The organism is Pseudomonas sp. DC1.2 (genome assembly GCF_034351645.1).
Classification (GTDB): Bacteria; Pseudomonadota; Gammaproteobacteria; order Pseudomonadales; family Pseudomonadaceae; genus Aquipseudomonas.
On record NZ_CP133782.1, the window covers coordinates 1,951,916 to 1,970,843 of the forward strand.

At 58.1% G+C, this 18,928-nt stretch carries 15 protein-coding genes; 8 read left to right on the plus strand and 7 right to left on the minus strand.

Going from position 1 to position 18,928, the window contains the following annotated elements; genetic code table 11:
- Positions 1-348: 348 nt before the first annotated feature.
- Positions 349-1,089: a phosphoadenylyl-sulfate reductase gene (locus tag RHM68_RS08930; RefSeq protein WP_322221991.1), complete on the minus strand. Its 741-nt coding sequence runs from the start codon at positions 1,087-1,089 to the stop codon at positions 349-351.
- Between the two features lie 173 nt (positions 1,090-1,262).
- Between RHM68_RS08930 and thrH the strand changes: the two genes are divergently transcribed.
- Entirely contained in the window at positions 1,263-1,880 is a 618-nt protein-coding gene (gene thrH / locus RHM68_RS08935; protein ID WP_322221993.1) for a bifunctional phosphoserine phosphatase/homoserine phosphotransferase ThrH, read from the plus strand.
- A gap of 85 nt (positions 1,881-1,965) precedes the next feature.
- Here the strand turns inward: thrH and pabB are convergent, their stop codons facing one another.
- From pabB to RHM68_RS08955, 4 genes are all read right to left on the minus strand, one after another.
- Positions 1,966-3,303, minus strand: a complete 1,338-nt coding sequence (gene pabB, locus RHM68_RS08940; protein WP_322221996.1) for an aminodeoxychorismate synthase component I — start codon at positions 3,301-3,303, stop codon at positions 1,966-1,968.
- Between the two features lie 187 nt (positions 3,304-3,490).
- On the minus strand, positions 3,491-4,477 hold the full coding sequence (locus RHM68_RS08945) for an alpha-L-glutamate ligase-like protein (protein ID WP_322221998.1): 987 nt from the start codon (positions 4,475-4,477) through the stop codon (positions 3,491-3,493).
- Positions 4,477-6,009: an inactive transglutaminase family protein gene (locus tag RHM68_RS08950; RefSeq protein ID WP_322222000.1), complete on the minus strand. Its 1,533-nt coding sequence runs from the start codon at positions 6,007-6,009 to the stop codon at positions 4,477-4,479. The genes RHM68_RS08945 and RHM68_RS08950 overlap by 1 nt, the downstream gene beginning before the upstream one ends.
- 5 nt (positions 6,010-6,014) lie before the next feature.
- Complete coding sequence (locus RHM68_RS08955) at positions 6,015-6,551, minus strand: ATP-dependent zinc protease (protein ID WP_322222002.1); 537 nt, start codon at positions 6,549-6,551, stop codon at positions 6,015-6,017.
- 299 nt (positions 6,552-6,850) lie between these two features.
- On the opposite strand from RHM68_RS08955, the gene RHM68_RS08960 reads away from it, so the two are divergent.
- The 6 genes from RHM68_RS08960 to prpD all read left to right on the plus strand — a co-directional run bounded on the left by RHM68_RS08960 (position 6,851) and on the right by prpD (position 15,365).
- Positions 6,851-7,573 (plus strand): GntR family transcriptional regulator, encoded by a 723-nt coding sequence (locus tag RHM68_RS08960; protein ID WP_322222004.1) that lies wholly within the window; start codon positions 6,851-6,853, stop codon positions 7,571-7,573.
- Complete coding sequence (gene prpB, locus RHM68_RS08965) at positions 7,570-8,460, plus strand: methylisocitrate lyase (RefSeq protein ID WP_322222006.1); 891 nt, start codon at positions 7,570-7,572, stop codon at positions 8,458-8,460. Before RHM68_RS08960 ends, prpB begins: the two co-directional genes overlap by 4 nt.
- Before the next feature lie 56 nt (positions 8,461-8,516).
- Entirely contained in the window at positions 8,517-9,644 is a 1,128-nt protein-coding gene (gene prpC, locus RHM68_RS08970; RefSeq protein ID WP_322222007.1) for a 2-methylcitrate synthase, read from the plus strand.
- A gap of 199 nt (positions 9,645-9,843) precedes the next feature.
- Entirely contained in the window at positions 9,844-12,438 is a 2,595-nt protein-coding gene (acnD, locus tag RHM68_RS08975) for a Fe/S-dependent 2-methylisocitrate dehydratase AcnD (protein WP_322222009.1), read from the plus strand.
- 52 nt (positions 12,439-12,490) lie between these two features.
- Positions 12,491-13,681 (plus strand): 2-methylaconitate cis-trans isomerase PrpF, encoded by a 1,191-nt coding sequence (gene prpF / locus RHM68_RS08980; protein ID WP_322222011.1) that lies wholly within the window; start codon positions 12,491-12,493, stop codon positions 13,679-13,681.
- Between the two features lie 199 nt (positions 13,682-13,880).
- A complete protein-coding gene (gene prpD / locus RHM68_RS08985) occupies positions 13,881-15,365 on the plus strand; it encodes a 2-methylcitrate dehydratase (protein ID WP_322222013.1) in 1,485 nt (494 codons plus the stop codon).
- Between the two features lie 72 nt (positions 15,366-15,437).
- Here prpD and RHM68_RS08990 read toward each other — a convergent pair whose 3' ends face one another.
- A complete protein-coding gene (locus tag RHM68_RS08990; protein WP_322223741.1) occupies positions 15,438-16,325 on the minus strand; it encodes a DMT family transporter in 888 nt (295 codons plus the stop codon).
- A 137-nt stretch (positions 16,326-16,462) separates the two neighbouring features.
- Here RHM68_RS08990 and RHM68_RS08995 point away from each other — a divergent pair, with 137 nt between their 5' ends.
- Positions 16,463-17,872 carry a PLP-dependent aminotransferase family protein gene (locus RHM68_RS08995; RefSeq protein ID WP_322222015.1) on the plus strand — a complete coding sequence of 470 codons (1,410 nt, stop codon included), beginning with the start codon at positions 16,463-16,465 and terminating at the stop codon, positions 17,870-17,872.
- A 123-nt stretch (positions 17,873-17,995) separates the two neighbouring features.
- On the opposite strand, the gene RHM68_RS09000 is transcribed toward RHM68_RS08995, so the two are convergent.
- The gene (locus tag RHM68_RS09000) at positions 17,996-18,814 is read right to left on the minus strand and encodes a pyruvate, water dikinase regulatory protein (RefSeq protein WP_322222017.1); all 819 of its coding nucleotides are present in this window, start codon (positions 18,812-18,814) and stop codon (positions 17,996-17,998) included.
- Between the last annotated feature and the right edge of the window lie 114 nt (positions 18,815-18,928).

Sequence of the window (18,928 nt, forward strand, 5' to 3'; positions counted from 1 at the left end):
TATTGTATACAAAGCAATGATTCACTTAAGCCAGATATGTGCCACTCCAGAGTCTATAGATTTAACTGTTAATTTCATTTTGTTATGTGTTGTTCATAACTAACTGAAAATAAAACAATATAAATTGACTGATTGAACAAGTATTTATTTTTAGGTGGGATGCGCGAGAGGGTGCAACTGAGGCGGTAAGGTGTTGAAGATGTAACTTTTTGGGGCGACTTAAATAAAAATGCACACATAAACGGCACTTATGGTGACATTTGTGTGTACACATTTTTGAGGCTGAACGTTAATCCTTGTGGGCGCGAGCCCGTTTGCTCCCACAAGGATTCTCTCTACGGCTGAAGGTTAGGCCTTGGATGTGCTGATGATATTGCCAGCATGCAACCCGCATTCTTTCTGAGTCGCTTCTTCCCACCACCAGCGACCTTCACGTTCGTGCTGGTTCGGCAGCACTGCGCGGGTACATGGCTCGCAGCCGATGCTAATGAATCCGCGTTCGTGCAGGTTGTTGTAAGGCAGCTCCAGCATGCGGATGTAACCCCAGATCTCTTCACTGGTCATCTGCGCCAGAGGATTGAACTTGTACAAAGTGCGCTCAGGTGTGGAGAACGCGCTGTCAATTTCCATAACGGCAACCGCGCTGCGGGTGCCGGGGCTCTGATCCCGGCGCTGGCCGGTGGCCCAAGCCGTCACGGCGGACAGTTTGCGCCGCAGTGGCTCGATTTTACGGATGCCGCAGCATTCGCCATGGCCGTCCTTGTAGAAGCTGAACAGGCCTTTTTCCTTCACGAATGGCTCAAGTTTCGTGTAGTCCGGCGACACCAGTTCGATATCAATCTTGTAGTGCTCGCGCACCTGATCGATAAAGCGGTAGGTCTCGGGGTGCAGGCGACCCGTGTCGAGGCTGAACACTTTGACGTTCTTGTTCAGCTTCCAGGCCATGTCCACCAGCACGACGTCTTCGGCGCCGCTGAATGATATCCAGAGGTCATCGCCGAACTCGGCAAAGGCGAGTTTCAGGATGTCCTGGGCGGATTTGTTGGCATAGGTCGTGGCGAGTTCCACGACGTCGAACGATGGGCTCATCAGGGCGGCTTCCTACAGGTCAGTGGCGCTGGGCGCTCTATATGGCTGCGATGGTAACAAAAACATACAACCACTGGCGCGCCCTCTGCGTTGCGCACGTCCAGCCGAGCCGATAGAGTCCGGCAGTCCTTTTGCTCGCTAGACTCAATAAACATTACAAATCGGAGTGTCTTGTGGAAATTGCTTGTCTGGATCTTGAAGGTGTTCTGGTCCCGGAAATCTGGATCGCCTTCGCCGAAAAAACCGGGATCGACTCCCTCAAGGCCACTACCCGGGACATTCCCGACTACGACGTGCTGATGAAGCAGCGTCTGCGGATCCTTGATGAGCAGGGTTTGAAACTCTCTGACATTCAGGAGGTGATCGCCACACTCAAGCCGCTGGACGGTGCCGTCGAGTTCGTCGACTGGCTGCGTGAGCGGTTCCAGGTGGTGATTCTGTCGGACACGTTCTACGAATTTTCCCAGCCGTTGATGCGTCAACTGGGCTTCCCCACGTTGCTTTGCCATCGGCTGGTGACGGATGACGCCGGTCGAGTGACGAGCTATCAGTTGCGTCAGAAAGATCCCAAACGTCAGTCGGTATTGGCCTTCAAGAGTCTTTACTACCGAGTGATTGCCGCCGGTGATTCCTACAACGACACCACGATGCTCGGCGAGGCGGATGCCGGGATTCTCTTCCATGCGCCGGACAATGTGATTCGCGAGTTCCCGCAGTTCCCAGCGGTGCATACCTTTGCAGAGTTGAAGCAGGAATTCATCAAGGCCTCGAATCGGGCGTTGAGTTTGTAATCGTCTGGTCGGACGCCATCGCGGGCGAGCCTGCTCTCAAGGGAAATCAACGAACCCTGTGGGGGCGGGCTTACCCGCGACACTTTTAAAGACTCATCAAGGTGTCGAGCAACACCTTCACTTTGGTAATCGATTCCTGATACTCGGACTGCCACTCTGAGTCAGCGACGATCCCGCCGCCGCCCCAACAACACACTTGTCCGTCTTTCACCAATAAGCTGCGAATGGCGATGGAACTGTCCATCTCGCCGCGCACGTCCAAGTACAGCAACGAACCGCAATACAGCCCACGCCGCGTGGGCTCCAGCTCATCGATGATTTGCATCGCGCGAATTTTCGGTGCGCCGGTGATCGAACCGCCAGGAAAGCTGCCGGCGATCAGGTCCAGTGCATCCTTGTCGCTGGCCAATTCACCGGTGACGCTGCTCACCAGGTGATGCACGTTCGGATAACTCTCCAGGCTGAACAACTCCGGCACCCGCACCGAGCCGATACGGCAGGTACGGCCAAGGTCGTTGCGCAGCAAGTCGACGATCATCAGGTTTTCCGCACGGTCCTTGGGGCTGGCCAGCAGCTCGGCGGCGTTTGCGGCATCCTCCGCAGCCGTCAGGCCCCGAGGGCGGGTGCCTTTGATCGGCCGGGTTTCCACTTGGCGTTCGCTGACTTTGACGAAGCGCTCTGGCGACAGGCTCAACACTGCTCCACCCTCGGGCAGACTCTGGAAGCCGGAAAACGGCGTGGGGCACGCTGCTCGCAGCGCGCAATACGCAGCCCACGGGTCGCCCAGGCATTGCGCACGGAAACGCTGGGCGAAGTTGACTTGATAACAGTCGCCGGCCTGAATGTAGTGCTGGATACGCTCAAGCGCCTGGCGATATTGATCGGCGCTGAGGTCCGCCTTCATCGATGCCTTCAGCGTGAACGGCTCGACCGGTTCTGACGCCGGCTGGCTGAACAGCACGATTAAACGCTGCCGTTCGTTTTCGGACAGCGTTGGATGGAACACCAACTGACTGGTCCGTCGTTGGTGATCGCTGATCATCGCCCAGCCATACAAACCGAACCGCGCATCCGGCAAATGCAGATCGTCCTGTGCCTGGCTCGGCAGGTGCTCCAGATGACGACCGAAGTCGTAACTCAGGTATCCGATCAGGCCGCCAGCGAAGGGCAGCTCATTCGGGACCGATGCTTCGCCTAGCTGTCTCAGGTTGTTCCGTAGTCGTTGCAGGAAATCGGCACCGCTTTCATCTGAGCGCACGGCCAGTTGCTCCAGCGGCCAGGCACTGAGCAAATCAAAGCGCCCGCGATCAGCAGTCGGTCGGCCACTGTCGAGTAGCACGCTGCCTGGGGCATGACGAATTGCCGCGAAGTATTCGGCGGGGTTGGCGTGATAGGGGAGCGGGTGTACGGAGCAGGTCAACATGGGCGGGGCAGGTCAGCCATTGGCGCGGGGTGGCGATTGTAGTCCTCTGCTGGATTTGCTCCTAGAGGGGATGTCGGGGATTGGCAGGTTGCTGACCATTCGCTCCTACGCTCCGCGTGGGAAGGCATCCGGTGACGCTCTGCGTTATAGGCGGACGCAGAGCGTGGGAACGATCATCGACAAAGGATCAACCCTCAACCGGCGCAATATGCCCAAACATCTCCTGAACAAACGCCACGCGTTCCTGCGCGGTCTCGGTGATCCCGCGTGCTTGCAATGCTTCAAGCCGAGCCTCGACCGCATGAGTGCGCAGGGTCAGGCCGCAATCGTTGGCGATTTGAATGTTCAGCCCCGGCCGGGCATTGAGCTCAAGAATCAGCGGCCCTTTTTCTTGGTCGAGCACCATGTCCACGCCGATATAACCCAAACCACACAGCTCGTAGCAGCCCGCGGCGAGCTTCATGAAGCCGTCCCAATAGGGCAGTTGCACGCCATCCACCGCGTTGGTGGTGTCCGGGTGTTTACTGATGATGTTGTTCAGCCAGGTACCGCGCAGAGTCAGGCCGGTTGCCAGGTCGACACCGACGCCAATGGCCCCTTGGTGCAGGTTAGCCTTGCCGCCTGATTGCCGGGTCGGCAGGCGTAGCATGGCCATCACCGGGTAGCCCATCAAGACGATGATGCGAATGTCCGGTACGCCTTCGTAGCTGATGCTTTTGAAAATCTGGTCCGGGGTCACGCGGTATTCGATCAGCGCCCGGTCACGGTGGCCGCCCAGGGAATACAGGCCGGTGAGGATGCTGGAGATATGGTGCTCGAGTTCTTCGTGGCTGAGGATCTTGCCCGACACCGTGCGATAACGCCCCTCGAAACGGTCGACCACCACAATAATGCCGTCGCCACCCGCGCCTTGAGCCGGTTTGATCACAAAATCCTTACGCCCGCCGATGATTTCGCCGAGCTTGTCGATTTCCTTCTCCGTAGAGATGACCCCGTACATCTGCGGCACATTGATGCCGGCAGCGATCGCGCGTTCCTTGGTGATGATCTTGTCATCGACAATCGGGTACAGGCTGCGCTTGTTGTACTTGAGCACGTAGTCCGCGTTGCGCCGATTGATCCCCATGATGCCCTTGGCTTCCAGGGCCTTCCAGGTCTTCCAGAAACCGAACATTACGAGTCAGCCTTGAGGAACGCTTTGAATCGCATCAGTTCGGTCAAGCGGTAGCCGCGATAGCGACCCATGGCCAGCATGAAACCCACCAGGATCGACAGAATCGCAGGGAAGGTAAACACGAAGTACACCAACTCCGGCACGCTCATGATCAGGTGGGCCAGTGACGCGGCGAACAGCGTACCGATGGCTACTTTCATGGCATGACCGGCGCCGCGTTCTTCCCACGTAATCGACAGCCGTTCGATGGTCATGGTCAGAATCACCATCGGGAACAGCGCCACCGACATGCCGCGCTCAAGGCCGAGCTTGTGGCTGAACAAACTGATGGCCGCGATCAACACCACGACAAAAGTCAGTACCACCGACAGCCTGGGCAGCATTTGCAGCTTTAGATGTTCGAGGTAGGAACGCAACGACAAGCCCAGTGCGGTGATCACCGTAAACAGCGCGATACCGAAGCCGAGCTGGGTTTCCCGGAAGGCCAGGGCGATCAGAACCGGCGTAAACGTGCCCAGCGTTTGCAAGCCGATCAGGTTGCGCAGGATCAGAATCACCAAGACGCCGATCGGGATCATCACCATGATCATGAACGTCTGCTGGGTTTGTAGCGGCAGGCCGTAGAGCGAGTATTCGAGGAAGTTGGCGTCGGTATTTTCGTCGGTCAGCTTGGCCAGGCGAATGGCGTTCATTTCGCTGTTGTTCAGGCTGAAGGTGACGGTGGCTTTCTTGCCGCCATCGACGGTGATCAGGTTGTCATCGCCGGTCCACCACAACAGGCGGTCGGTGGGCAGCCCCTGTTCGCCGGTTTCCGGGTTGAAATACAGCCAGTCGCTGCCATTGAAGCTGCGCAGCCATAGTTCCGGTGTTTGCGGCTGGTCGGCCACCAGGCGGAGGGTGTGGACCTTTTCCATCGGCACGTGGGCAATGGACAGCAGCAGTTCGACGATCCGAGCCTTGTGCGACGTGGACGGATCGCCCCCCAGTAACAGTTTCACATTGTCGTCATTGACGTTATTGACCCGTTTGATTGCCTCGCCGATGAAGGTTTCGACGTCGGCCGAGTGCTGGCGGATGGGTGCGAGCAAGGCTTCGGCGGCAATTTTTTCCGGGCCTTCGACGGCGATACTGTCGCGGAAGGTTGGGCCTTTGATCTTGGATTTTTCGCCGGTGTAACGCTTGGTCAGCACCAGACGGTAATAAAGCGTCTGATTGCCCTTGGCCCGACGCGCCGACCAGGTGACCTTGCGGTTGCCATCGACACGGTTCACCGCCACGCCGTAGTTATTGGAAATGAAGCTCTCGTTCAAACTCACATAGTCGCGGCTCAGCGGCGGCACGAACATCTGGATCTTGACCGGGTCCTTGGCGCTGGCGACGAACTGGACTTTGGCGTCGATGTTCCACAAATCGTCCGTGGCATCTTCGGTCACGGGAATGCCGAGGACGAAGATCTGATAGGCCGTAACTGAAATGCCCAGCACCACCAGAATGGTGATCAGGATTTTCAGGTGAAGGGTAAGAGAGCGCATTGGAATTACTCTGCGGTATGAGCGTCGATGGCGCAGGCGGGTTTGCCAGCAGCGTATTTAAGACTGGGGTCGACCAGCGCATCGAAGCGTTTAAGTGCTTCGGAGCCGATCAGCAGTGGATATTGGAAGGCGCTGCGGTCCGTCAGGTTCACCTCGATACTGCGCAAGGCTGACCCCATGCAGATATCCAGCTCGATGACCGGGCGAGCCGTGTATTTCTTGCCTTCTTCAGCATCGTAATCGCTGGCCCGGCGCTTGATTTTGCTGACGCGGGCCAGGGGGCGCTCGATAGGGTGCGAATGCGCGGCGTCGATGGCCAGGTAGAAGCGCACCCAGGACTCGCCATTGCGTTTGAAGCGTTTGATGTCTCGGGCGCTCAACGACGCGGTTTTTGCCCCGGTGTCGAGCTTGGCCGCGACTTCCAGATCGATACCATTCAACGAGGCGTACTCGTTGAGGCCGTACACCGTCTTTTCACCTGCCGCGGCAAACCCCGGCAGACACAGCAAATAAAGGAAGGTGGGGAAGGGCTTGAGTCTCATAGATCCTGATGCGCAGCAGTCCGTGTTTCGATTCAAGGCTCTGGCATTCCTGCGCAAGCTCCCTCGTATGCCCGCCAGCTCTTTATGACACGTCATCGAGATGTGGCAGACAAACGCGGGCGGCATTCTAGCACGGTGGTTTTATGGCGCCAGCGCTGGCAGGGGGCTATAGACCTTCGTGTTGAGTGGTTATGGCTCAGGTGGTTATTAGACGATTGTCGACAATGAGCAATTTTCCTTTGACCTATTGGTCTGTATTCGCTAGTTTTTGCGGCATTGGCTTTCAAGGTGTCGACAATATGCTGGCTCAACTCGATCCTCAGGTGACAGTGCAAGATGATTCGGAGACGCTTTCCGAGAACGTCTTTCGGCGTATTCAGGCGGCCATCGTTAAAGGTGAGATCGCGCCGGGTAGCAAAATCTCCGAACCTGAACTGGCGCGTACCTACGGCATCAGTCGCGGGCCGCTGCGGGAGGCGATCCATCGGCTGGAAGGCCAGCGCCTGCTGGTGCGTGTGCCGCATGTCGGCGCGCGGGTGGTCTCCCTGAGCCACGCCGAGCTCCTGGAACTCTATGAAATCCGCGAATCCCTCGAAGGCATGGCCTGTCGCCTGGCCGCTGAGCGCATGACCGTCGAAGAGATCGACGAACTGCGTCGGGTGCTTGAAACGCATGAGCGCGACGCGGCCTTTCAGGCGGGTGTGGGCTATTACCAGCAGGAAGGCGACTTCGACTTTCATTACCGAATCATTCAGGGCAGCGGCAACCGCACGCTGACTCAGATGCTCTGCGGCGAGCTCTATCAACTGGTGCGCATGTACCGCATCCAGTTTTCCACCACGCCCAATCGGCCGCGTCAGGCCTTTGCCGAGCACCACCGGATTCTCGATGCCATCGCCGACCGTGACGGTGAATTGGCTGAATTGTTGATGCGCCGCCACATTGGCGCCTCCAAACGTAATATCGCCCGTCACTACCAGGACGGCGCCAATAAGACAGCCACTGAACGAGGTGAGTCATGAGTTCCAACAAGAGCACTCCAGGCCAGCGTTTCCGCGATGCGGTCTCCAGCGAGCATCCACTGCAAGTGGTCGGCGCGATCAACGCCAACCATGCACTGCTGGCCAAACGCGCCGGTTTCAAGGCGATTTACCTGTCCGGTGGCGGGGTGGCCGCAGGCTCCCTCGGTGTGCCGGACCTGGGCATTACCGGTCTGGACGACGTGCTGACTGACGTGCGCCGCATCACCGATGTATGCGACCTGCCGTTGCTGGTGGACGTCGACACCGGTTTCGGTTCTTCAGCGTTCAACGTGGCGCGCACCGTCAAGTCGATGATCAAATTTGGCGCCGCAGCGATTCACATTGAAGATCAAGTCGGTGCCAAGCGTTGTGGTCACCGTCCCAATAAAGAAATCGTTTCGTTGCAGGAAATGGTCGACCGCATCAAGGCTGCCGTCGATGCGCGGACCGATGACAGCTTCGTGATCATGGCCAGAACCGACGCCTTGGCGGTCGAAGGCCTGGAGTCTGCGCTGGAACGTGCGGCGGCGTGCGTCGAGGCTGGCGCTGACATGATTTTCCCGGAAGCGATCACCGAACTGGAGATGTACAAACTGTTCGCCAGCCGTGTGAATGCTCCGATCCTGGCGAACATCACCGAATTCGGCGCGACACCGCTCTATACCACCGAGCAGCTCGCCGCTGCCGATGTTTCTTTGGTGCTATACCCCTTGTCGGCGTTCCGCGCGATGAACAAAGCGGCGGAAAACGTCTACACCGCGATCCGTCGCGACGGTACGCAACAGAACGTCATCGACACCATGCAGACGCGCATGGAGCTTTACGATCGCATCGACTACCACACCTTCGAGCAAAAGCTCGACGCGTTGTTCGCCGCGAAAAAATAAGGCGCAACGTCACAGAACTTGCCAATCCCCTAACAAATTCAAAATTGGAGGCAGCAATGGCCGAAGCAAAAGTACTCAGTGGCGCCGGGCTCCGTGGCCAAGTCGCCGGGCAAACTGCACTGTCCACCGTGGGCCAGTCGGGCGCCGGCCTGACTTATCGAGGCTACGACGTTCGTGAACTGGCGGCTGATGCACAATTCGAAGAAGTGGCGTACCTGTTGCTCTACGGCGAACTGCCGAGCAAGGCGCAACTGGCGACTTACATCAGCAAGCTGAGCAAACTGCGTGACCTGCCACAAGCGCTGAAGGAAGTGCTGGAGCGTATTCCCGCCGACGCCCACCCGATGGACGTGATGCGTACCGGTTGCTCGTTTCTGGGTAACCTGGAGCCGGAGAAAGATTTCAGCGCACAACACGACGCCACCGACCGTCTGCTGGCCGCGTTCCCGGCGATCATGTGCTACTGGTATCGCTTCAGTCACGACGGTAAACGCATTAATTGCGTCACCGACGAGACTTCCATCGGTGGCCACTTCCTGCACCTGCTACACGACAAGACGCCGAGCGAGTTGCACGTCAAAGTGATGAACGTGTCGCTGATTTTGTACGCAGAACACGAGTTCAACGCGTCGACCTTTACCGCCCGTGTGTGCGCATCGACCCTGTCGGATCTGTATTCCTGCGTCACCGCCGCCATCGGTTCACTGCGCGGACCGCTTCACGGCGGTGCCAACGAAGCCGCGATGGAAATGATCGAGCGCTTTTCATCGCCGCAGGAGGCGATCAAAGGCACCCTCGGCATGCTTGAACGCAAAGACAAGATCATGGGCTTTGGTCACGCGATCTATAAGGACAACGATCCGCGTAATGAAGTGATCAAAGGCTGGTCGAAAAAACTCGCTGACGAAGTGGGCGACAAGGTGCTGTTCCCGGTTTCCGAAGCCATCGATAAGACCATGTGGGAGCAAAAGAAACTGTTCCCGAACGCCGATTTCTATCACGCCTCGGCGTACCACTTCATGGGTATCCCGACCAAGTTGTTCACCCCGATTTTCGTTTGCTCACGCCTGACTGGCTGGGCGGCGCATGTGTTCGAACAGCGTGCAAACAATCGCATCATCCGCCCGAGTGCCGAGTACATCGGCGTCGAACAGCGCAAGTTCGTGCCAATCGAACAACGCTGATAGGGGGAGTGCGTAAGCATCGGTAAATAAAGGCACAGAGCGCCGTTTTGGGAGCGAGCCTGGTCGCGAAGACGGGCTGACATTCAGCATGGATGTCGGCCTTTCGCGAACAGGCCCGTCCCGACAAGGGGGGCGGTGTGAACCTCAAGACCTATGCCTGACGCGTCCCTTTTGTAACTACCGTGACCGAGTCCTGACGATGAACACAGCATTCCGCAAACCGCTGCCCGGCAGCCATCTGGATTACTTCGACGTCCGTGCGGCTGTCGAAGCCATTCAACCTGGCGCCTACGACACCCTGCCTTACACCTCCCGTGTGCTGGCGGAAAACCTGGTGCGTCGCTGCGACCCGGCCACGCTCACTGATTCGCTGAAGCAGTTTATTGAGCGCAAGCGCGACCTCGACTTTCCATGGTTCCCGGCCCGTGTGGTGTGCCATGACATTCTTGGTCAGACCGCGCTGGTCGACCTCGCTGGGTTGCGCGATGCCATCGCCCTGCAAGGTGGCGATCCGGCGCAAGTCAATCCGGTGGTGCCGACGCAATTGATCGTCGACCACTCGCTGGCCGTTGAACGTGGCGGCTTCGATCCCGAGGCGTTCGAGAAGAATCGCGCCATTGAAGACCGTCGCAACGAAGACCGTTTTCACTTCATTAACTGGACCAAAAAAGCCTTCAAAAATGTTGATGTGATCCCGCCGGGTAACGGGATCATGCACCAGATCAACCTGGAGAAAATGTCGCCGGTGATCCAGGTCCGCGACGGTGTAGCGTTCCCCGACACCTGTGTCGGCACTGACAGTCATACCCCGCACGTCGATGCGCTGGGCGTGATCGCCATCGGCGTCGGCGGCCTGGAAGCCGAGAGCGTGATGCTCGGCCGCGCCTCGTGGATGCGTCTGCCGGAAAGCGTGGGAGTTGAACTGACAGGCAAGCTGCAACCGGGCATCACCGCCACTGACATGGTGCTGGCGCTGACCGAGTTCCTGCGTAAGCAAAAAGTAGTCGGTGCCTGGCTGGAGTTCTTCGGTGAAGGCGCTTCACAGTTGACGCTTGGCGACCGCGCGACCATTTCCAACATGGCCCCGGAGTACGGTGCCACTGCGGCAATGTTCTACATCGACCAGCAAACCATCGACTACCTGAAGTTGACCGGGCGTGAAGACGAGCAGGTGCAGTTGGTCGAGAACTACGCCAAAATCACCGGGCTGTGGGCTGACAGTTTGAAGCAGGCGCAATACGAGCGCGGCTTGAGCTTCAACCTGTCTTCGGTGGTGCGCAACATGGCGGGCCCGAGCAACCCGCACGCGCGCGTTGCGACCTCGGATCTCGCCGCTCAAGGCATTTCCGGGCAGTGGGACGACGTGCCGGGGCAGATGCCGGACGGCGCGGTGATCATCGCCGCCATCACCAGTTGCACCAATACCAGCAACCCGCGCAACGTGATCGCCGCCGGGCTGCTGGCGCGCAACGCCAACAAGCTTGGGCTGACCCGCAAGCCTTGGGTGAAATCGTCCCTGGCGCCGGGCTCGAAAACCGTAGCCCTTTATCTGGACGAAGCCGGCCTGACTCATGAGTTGGAGCAGCTCGGTTTCGGCATCGTCGCTTTCGCTTGTACCACTTGCAACGGCATGTCCGGCGCGCTGGACCCGCTGATTCAGCAAGAAATCATCGACCGCGACCTGTACGCCACCGCCGTGCTGTCGGGTAACCGCAACTTCGATGGGCGGATTCATCCATACGCCAAGAACGCGTTCCTCGCTTCGCCACCCTTGGTGGTCGCTTACGCCATCGCGGGAACCATCCGTTTCGACATCGAAAAGGACGTGTTGGGGCTGGACGCGAGCGGCCAGGAAATTCGCCTGAAAGACATCTGGCCGAGCGACGACGAGATCGACGCGGTGGTCAAAGCCTCGGTCAAGCCGGAGCAGTTCCGTCAGGTCTATATTCCGATGTTCGCCATTCACGAAGACACCGGCCCGAAAGTGACGCCGCTCTACGACTGGCGCGAGATGAGTACCTACATCCGCCGTCCGCCGTATTGGGAAGGCGCGTTGGCCGGGGCGCGTCCGCTCAAGGGCATGCGCCCGCTGGCGGTGCTGCCGGACAACATCACCACGGATCACCTGTCGCCGTCGAACGCGATCATGCTCGACAGCGCCGCCGGTGAGTACCTGGCAAAAATGGGGTTGCCAGAAGAGGACTTCAACTCTTACGCGACTCACCGGGGCGACCACTTGACGGCGCAGCGCGCGACTTTTGCCAATCCAAAACTGTTCAATGAAATGGTTCAGGAAAACGGCAAGGTCAAGCAGGGTTCGCTGGCACGCGTCGAGCCGCAAGGCCAGGTTATGCGCATGTGGGAAGCCATCGAAACCTACATGGAGCGCAAGCAACCGCTGATCATCATTGCCGGCGCCGATTACGGTCAGGGTTCGTCCCGAGACTGGGCGGCCAAGGGCGTGCGTCTTGCCGGTGTCGAAGCGATTGCCGCTGAAGGTTTTGAGCGCATTCATCGCACCAACCTGGTGGGTATGGGGGTGTTGCCGCTGGAGTTCCTGCCGGGCACCGACCGTCATACCTTAGGGATTGATGGCAGTGAAACCTATGACGTGATCGGCGACCGTACCCCGCGTGCGACGTTGACGCTGGTGATTAACCGCCGCAACGGTGAGCGCGTCGAGGTGCCGGTGACCTGCCGTCTTGATACCGCCGAAGAAGTGTCGATATACGAGGCCGGCGGCGTGTTGCAGCGCTTCGCTCAGGACTTCCTTGAATCGGCAGTCGCCGTCTAAAACGCAGCGCTACAGGGGGTTCAGATCCCCTGTTGGTCAATAGAGGAATGACATGTCTCACGCACCTCAAATCAAAATCCCCGCCACCTACATGCGCGGCGGTACCAGCAAAGGCGTGTTCTTCAGCCTGCAAGACTTGCCCGAAGCGGCACAGATTCCCGGCCCGGCGCGCGATGCGTTGTTGTTGCGCGTGATCGGCAGTCCGGATCCCTATGACAAGCAAATCGACGGCATGGGCGGCGCGACTTCCAGCACCAGCAAAACCGTGATCCTGTCCAAAAGCATCAAGGCCGATCACGACGTTGATTACCTGTTCGGTCAGGTCTCCATCGACAAGCCGTTCGTGGATTGGAGCGGTAACTGCGGCAACCTGTCGGCAGCGGTCGGTTCGTTCGCTATCAGCAACGGTCTGGTCGATGCCAGCCGCATTCCACACAACGGTGTGGCCGTGGTTCGGGTGTGGCAGGCCAATATCGGCAAGACCATCATCGCCCACGTGCCGATCACTAACGGTGAAGTACAGGAAACCGGTGATTTCGAACTCGACGGCGTAACTTTTCCAGCCGCTGAAGTGCAGGTCGAGTTCATGGACCCGGCGGCGGAAGAAGAGGGCGGTGGCGGCTCGATGTTTCCCACGGGCAACCTGGTCGATGACCTGGAAGTGCCCGGCGTCGGGACCTTCAAGGCGACCCTGATCAATGCCGGCATCCCGACGATTTTTATCAATGCCGAAGACATTGGCTACACCGGCACCGAGTTGCAGGGGGCGATCAACGGTGATCCGAAAGCCTTGGCGATGTTCGAAACCATCCGCGCCCACGGTGCATTGCGCATGGGGCTGATCAAGCACCTGGACGAAGCGTCCACGCGTCAGCACACGCCGAAAGTGGCGTTCGTGGCCAAGCCCGCGGATTACATCGCGTCCAGCGGCAAAGCGGTTGCGGCCGAGGATGTCGACTTGCTGGTGCGTGCGTTGTCCATGGGCAAACTACACCACGCGATGATGGGCACGGCGGCGGTGGCGATTGGCACGGCGGCAGCGATTTCCGGCACCGTGGTCAACCTCGCGGCGGGCGGTATCGAGCGTAGCGCCGTGCGGTTCGGGCACCCGTCCGGCACCTTGCGCGTCGGTGCCGAGGCCAAAGAGGTCAACGGTGAATGGACCGTCAGCAAAGCGATCATGAGCCGCAGTGCGCGGGTGCTCATGGAAGGCTATGTGCGCGTGCCGGGTGACTCCTTCTAAGTCGGCCCATCCCCTCTGGAAGAGAGCCTGCTTGCGAAGACGGACTGACATTCAACATTGATGTCATCTGATATACCGCTTTCGCGCGCAGGCTCGCCTCCACCGTTTTGATCGCATTTCAAAATAACAATGTTTTAACCGACTGAGACTGCCCTGAACCGAGGTCCCATTAACGAACCACTTCAAGAGTGAATCGAACATGAGCGCCAACGTCGACCTGAACAACCGCCCCGACTACGACACGGTCCTGCAAGACATCGCTGACTACGTCCTCACCTTCAAAATCGACTCTAAAGAAGCGCTGGACACCGCCCGCAACGGCCTGATGGACACCCTCGGCTGTGGCCTGCTGGCCCTGCGCCTTCCCGAATGCACCAAACACCTGGGGCCTATCGTCGAAGGCACCGTCGTCCCTTTCGGCGCCCGTGTACCCGGCACCAGTTACCGCCTCGACCCGGTCAAAGCTGCGTGGGACATCGGTTGTATTGTTCGTTGGCTCGATTACAACGACACGTGGCTCGCCGCCGAGTGGGGTCATCCGTCGGATAACCTCGGCGGTATTCTGGCGGTGGCCGATCACCTGTCGCAAAAACGCTTGGCCAACGGCGAAGCACCGCTGACGATCCGTGTGGTGCTGGAAGCGATGATCATGGCTCACGAGATTCAGGGCGTGATTGCCCTGGAAAACTCCTTCAATCGTGTAGGCCTCGATCACGTGCTGTTGGTAAAAGTGGCTTCAACGGCTGTCACCGCTAAATTGATGGGCGCCAGCCGCGAGCAACTGTTGTCCGCGTTGTCCCACGCGTTTGCTGACGGTCAGGCGCTGCGTACTTATCGCCACGCACCGAACGCCGGGTCGCGCAAGTCCTGGGCCGCTGGCGATGCCTCCAGCCGAGGCGTGCGGTTGGCAGACATTGCGATGCGCGGCGAGATGGGCATTCCTGGCGTGCTGACGGCCAAGCAGTGGGGCTTCTACGATGTATTGTTCAGCCACACCAACAACGATTTGGCGTTGAAGCCGCAGGAGAAACGCATGTTCAGTTTCTCCCGGAAGTACGGCAGTTACGTGATGGAAAACGTGCTGTTCAAGATCAGCTTTCCCGCCGAATTTCACGCGCAAACCGCCTGCGAGGCTGCCGTCACCCTGCATCCGCACGTGCGCAATCGCCTGCACGATATCGACAAAATCGTCATCACTACCCACGAATCGGCGATCCGCATTATTTCCAAAGTCGGCCCATTGGCCAACGCCGCCGACCGTGACCACTGCATTCAGTACATGGCCGCTGTGCCGCTGGCGTTCGGCAATTTGGTGGCTGAGCAATACGAAGACGAGTTTCATGCCGCGCACCCGATCATCGACGTGCTGCGAGAGAAAATGGTCATCGTCGAAGACCCGCGCTTCACCCGCGAATATCTGGAGGCCGATAAGCGCTCCATTGCTAATGCGATCCAGGTTTTTTTCAAGGACGGCTCCAGCACCGACAACGTGCTGGTCGAGTACCCGATCGGCCATCGCCGTCGCCGCGCCGATGGCATCCCGCTGCTGGAAGACAAGTTCAAGGCCAGCCTGGCGACGCGCTTCACCGGCCAGCGCAGTGCCGAGATTTTTGCGTTGTGCAAGGATCAGGCGAAGCTGGAAGCGACGCCAGTGAACCGCTTTGTCGACCTGTTCGTGATCTGAACAAAACCTGTGGGCGCGGGCTTGCTCGCGCTGGCGATACAAAAGGCGCCATCGCCAGCAAGCCTTATACGCTCAAGCTTTAAGCCATTTCTCGACCGGTAATTTGGTGATCGCAAACCCGGTCAGTAGCACCGCCGAATACATCATCAACTCCCGCGAAATACTTTGCCCCTCGTACCACGCGCCAATCACCACTGCGAACACCGGAAAAATGATGAATACGAACGACAAAATAATCGGGCTTAGTCGTTTCAGCAGCATGAAATAAACGATAAATCCACCCACCGATGCCACCAATCCCAGATAGAGCAGGGCGCCCCACGAGCGCGTTGTAATCTCGCTGAACACCGGCGTTTCAAAGTTCAATCCCGCCACAAACAGCATCAACCCGGCGAGGCCGATGGGCAGTGTGTTGTAGGTGATCACGCTGATCGCAACGCCTTGCTTTTTGGTGATCACGTAACACAGCGCATGCATCACCGCCGCGGCCAAAATCGCCAATACCCCGAACAACTCGGCGTGGTCCACGTGCAGTCCTTGACTGCGGATAATCATGAACAGACTGCCAAACCCAATAGCGATGCCGATCACTTGCGAAGGGTAGATTTTCTCCCGCAAAAATATCGCTGAAAAAATCAGGATGAACACCGGCATGCAGCTGAACAGCAAGGCCGTCAGACCTGATGAGACGTGCATCTCACCGTAGTTCAGCAAGTAATACGGCAGGCTGAAGTACGACAGCGTGACGAACACGAAAAACCAGCGACTTTGCCGTGGAAACAGCAACGGTTCACGTCGCAGCAGGGCAAAACTCAAGAACAGCGGAAACGCGATCAGAAAGCGCAGGCCGGCAGCGGTCAGTGGCGGCACGCTTTCGACGGCAATTTTGATCCCCAGCCATGTGGTGCCCCAACTCAGGCAGACGATCAAAAATAATGTGCTGGTGATCAATCCGGCCAACCAGGGTTTGCGAATGACGGACGGTGCGCTGAGGGCAATGGACATGATCGAGTTCCTGTTGTCGTTGGAATTGACCTGATAGTGGAAAAGGTCTATCCCTGATTGAACCTGTTTTCAGCACGCTATTCGGGATGGAAATGACTGTCAAAGTAAGTATTGCCACGGTGTCAATCCTGCGCGAAGGCCTGGCTCAAGGGCGTGGCGTCAAGTACAAGCGCTTGGCCCAAGCCCTGGAAAAAAGCATCGGCGAAGGCTTGATCGAGCCGGGCAGCAAATTGCCGCCCCATCGACTGCTGGCCGACAGCCTTGGCGTAACCATCGGCACCATCAGCCGCGCGTATGGCGAATTGGAGCGGGTCGGTTTGGTGGTGGCGCGTGTAGGAGATGGCACTTATGTGCGTCAGCGCGGCATGGAGCGCTTGCGTGATAGTGGCTTTCGCAACGTCAGCGATGAGCCGCAAACACTGTTCGACATGAGTCGGAATCAGCCGATACCGGGCCAAGAGGCGATTTTGCTGAGTCAGGGTTTGCAAACCTTGGCCGGCGATCCGCAGGCCTTGCAACAGATGGCCGGCTACACCGCTGATGCGGGGTTGGTGCGCCATCGCGCGGCAGGTGCCGAATGGTTGCGACACAAGGCCTTTGCACCGAGCGCCGATCAGATTGTGTGCGTCAATGGCGGCCAGCACGGTTTGCTTTGCGTGTTGATGGCGCTGCTCAAGCCCGGCGACACTTTAGTGACCGAGCACCTGACCTATCCAGGTTTGATCAGCGTCGCACGCATGCTTGGGATAAAACTGATCGGTGTCGGGATGGATGACGAAGGGCTATCGCCCGAAGCGCTGTCGGATGTTTGCCAGAACCATCGGGTATCGGCGTTGTACTGCACACCAACGATCCAGAATCCTACGGCAGCCGTCATGTCAGTCCCACGGCGCGAGGCGATTGCTGAGGTCTGCCGGCAGCACAATTTGCTGATCATCGAAGACGAGGCTCATGCGGTGCTGGCGCAGCAGCGTCCACTGCCCTTGAGTCACTTTGCTCCGGAGCGTTCAGTGCTTATCGGCAGCTTGAGCAAAGCTGTTTCGGCCGGTTTGCGGGTTGGCTATCTGCATGCGCCGCAACCGTTGATCGGACGTTTGAGCGCCGCAGTGCGTGGGACGTGCTGGATGGCCAGTCCGTTGTCGATGGCATTGGCGAGTGAATGGGTCGAAAACGGCATTGCCTTGCAGTTGTTGGGGCAGCAGATAGCTGAAATCAGCCGCCGTAAGCACTTGGTCAGTGGGGTGTTGGAAGAGGTCGGATATAAGACTCATCCCAATAGTCCACACTTTTGGATCGAAGTACCCGAGCCGTGGCGGGCATCGCAGGTTGCAGCGGAGCTTAAAGAGAACAACTACTTAGTGGCGACTGCCGAGGCGTTTGCGGTCGGCCATGGGGCTGTGCCGCAGTTCATTCGGGCGAGTGTGTGTAATTCGGCGGGGGATGATCAATTGTTGCTTGGCGGGTTTGAGGCGTTGGTGCAGGCATTAACAGAAGCCGTGTGATCGTTGATCGCCAGCAGGTTCGCTGCCACATTTGATCGCTGTCGGATGCAAATTTTACAATCGACATAAATCCCCTGTGGGAGCGAGCCTGCTCGCGAAAGCGGCCGGACAGGCGCTGAAATGCTACTTGAACCGCCGTTCGACACCTTTCTCGACCAAAATCTTCGCCGAAATCTCTTCAACCGAAAAATGCGTGGAATTGATGTTGGGGATGTTTTCGCGTCGGAACAGATTCTCGACCTCGCGCACTTCGAACTCGCATTGGGCATAGCTCGAATAGCGGCTATTGGGTTTGCGCTCGTTGCGGATTGCGGTCAGGCGGTCAGGGTCGATCGTCAGGCCGAAAAGCTTGTGCTGGTGGGCGCGCAGGGCCGCGGGCAGTTGCAGGCGCTCCATGTCGTCTTCGGTCAGCGGGTAGTTGGCCGCGCGGATACCGAATTGCATGGCCATGTACAGGCAGGTCGGGGTCTTGCCACAGCGTGATACGCCGACCAGAATCAGGTCGGCCTTGTCGTAATAGTGGGTGCGGGCGCCGTCGTCGTTGTCGAGGGCGAAGTTCACCGCCTCTATGCGCTCCATGTAATTGGAGTTGGTGCCGATGGAGTGGGATTTGCCGACGGTGTACGAGGAATGTTCGGTTAGTTCCTGTTCCAGCGGTGCCAGGAAGGTCGAGAAAATGTCGATCATGAAACCATTTGACGTCGCGAGGATTTCACGAATGTCCTGATTGACGATGGTGTCGAAAATAATCGGACGAAAACCATCGTTTTCGGCGGCTTTGTTGATTTGTTGTACCATGGCCCGCGCTTTATCCACGTCGTCGATGTACGGGCGCGTGAATTTGCTGAAGGTAATGTTTTCGAACTGCGCCAGCAGGCTTTGACCGAGGGTTTCGGCGGTAATACCCGTGCCATCGGAGATAAAGAAAGCAGATCGTTTCATTTGCACCTTGGGCCTTAAGCTAGTGACGATTCTTGGATATAGTAGGCGCGATTTGCTGGCCGCCAGTGGCCCGCATTCTCACTTATTTTCCAGGTCCAGGCCATACAGTCGGCA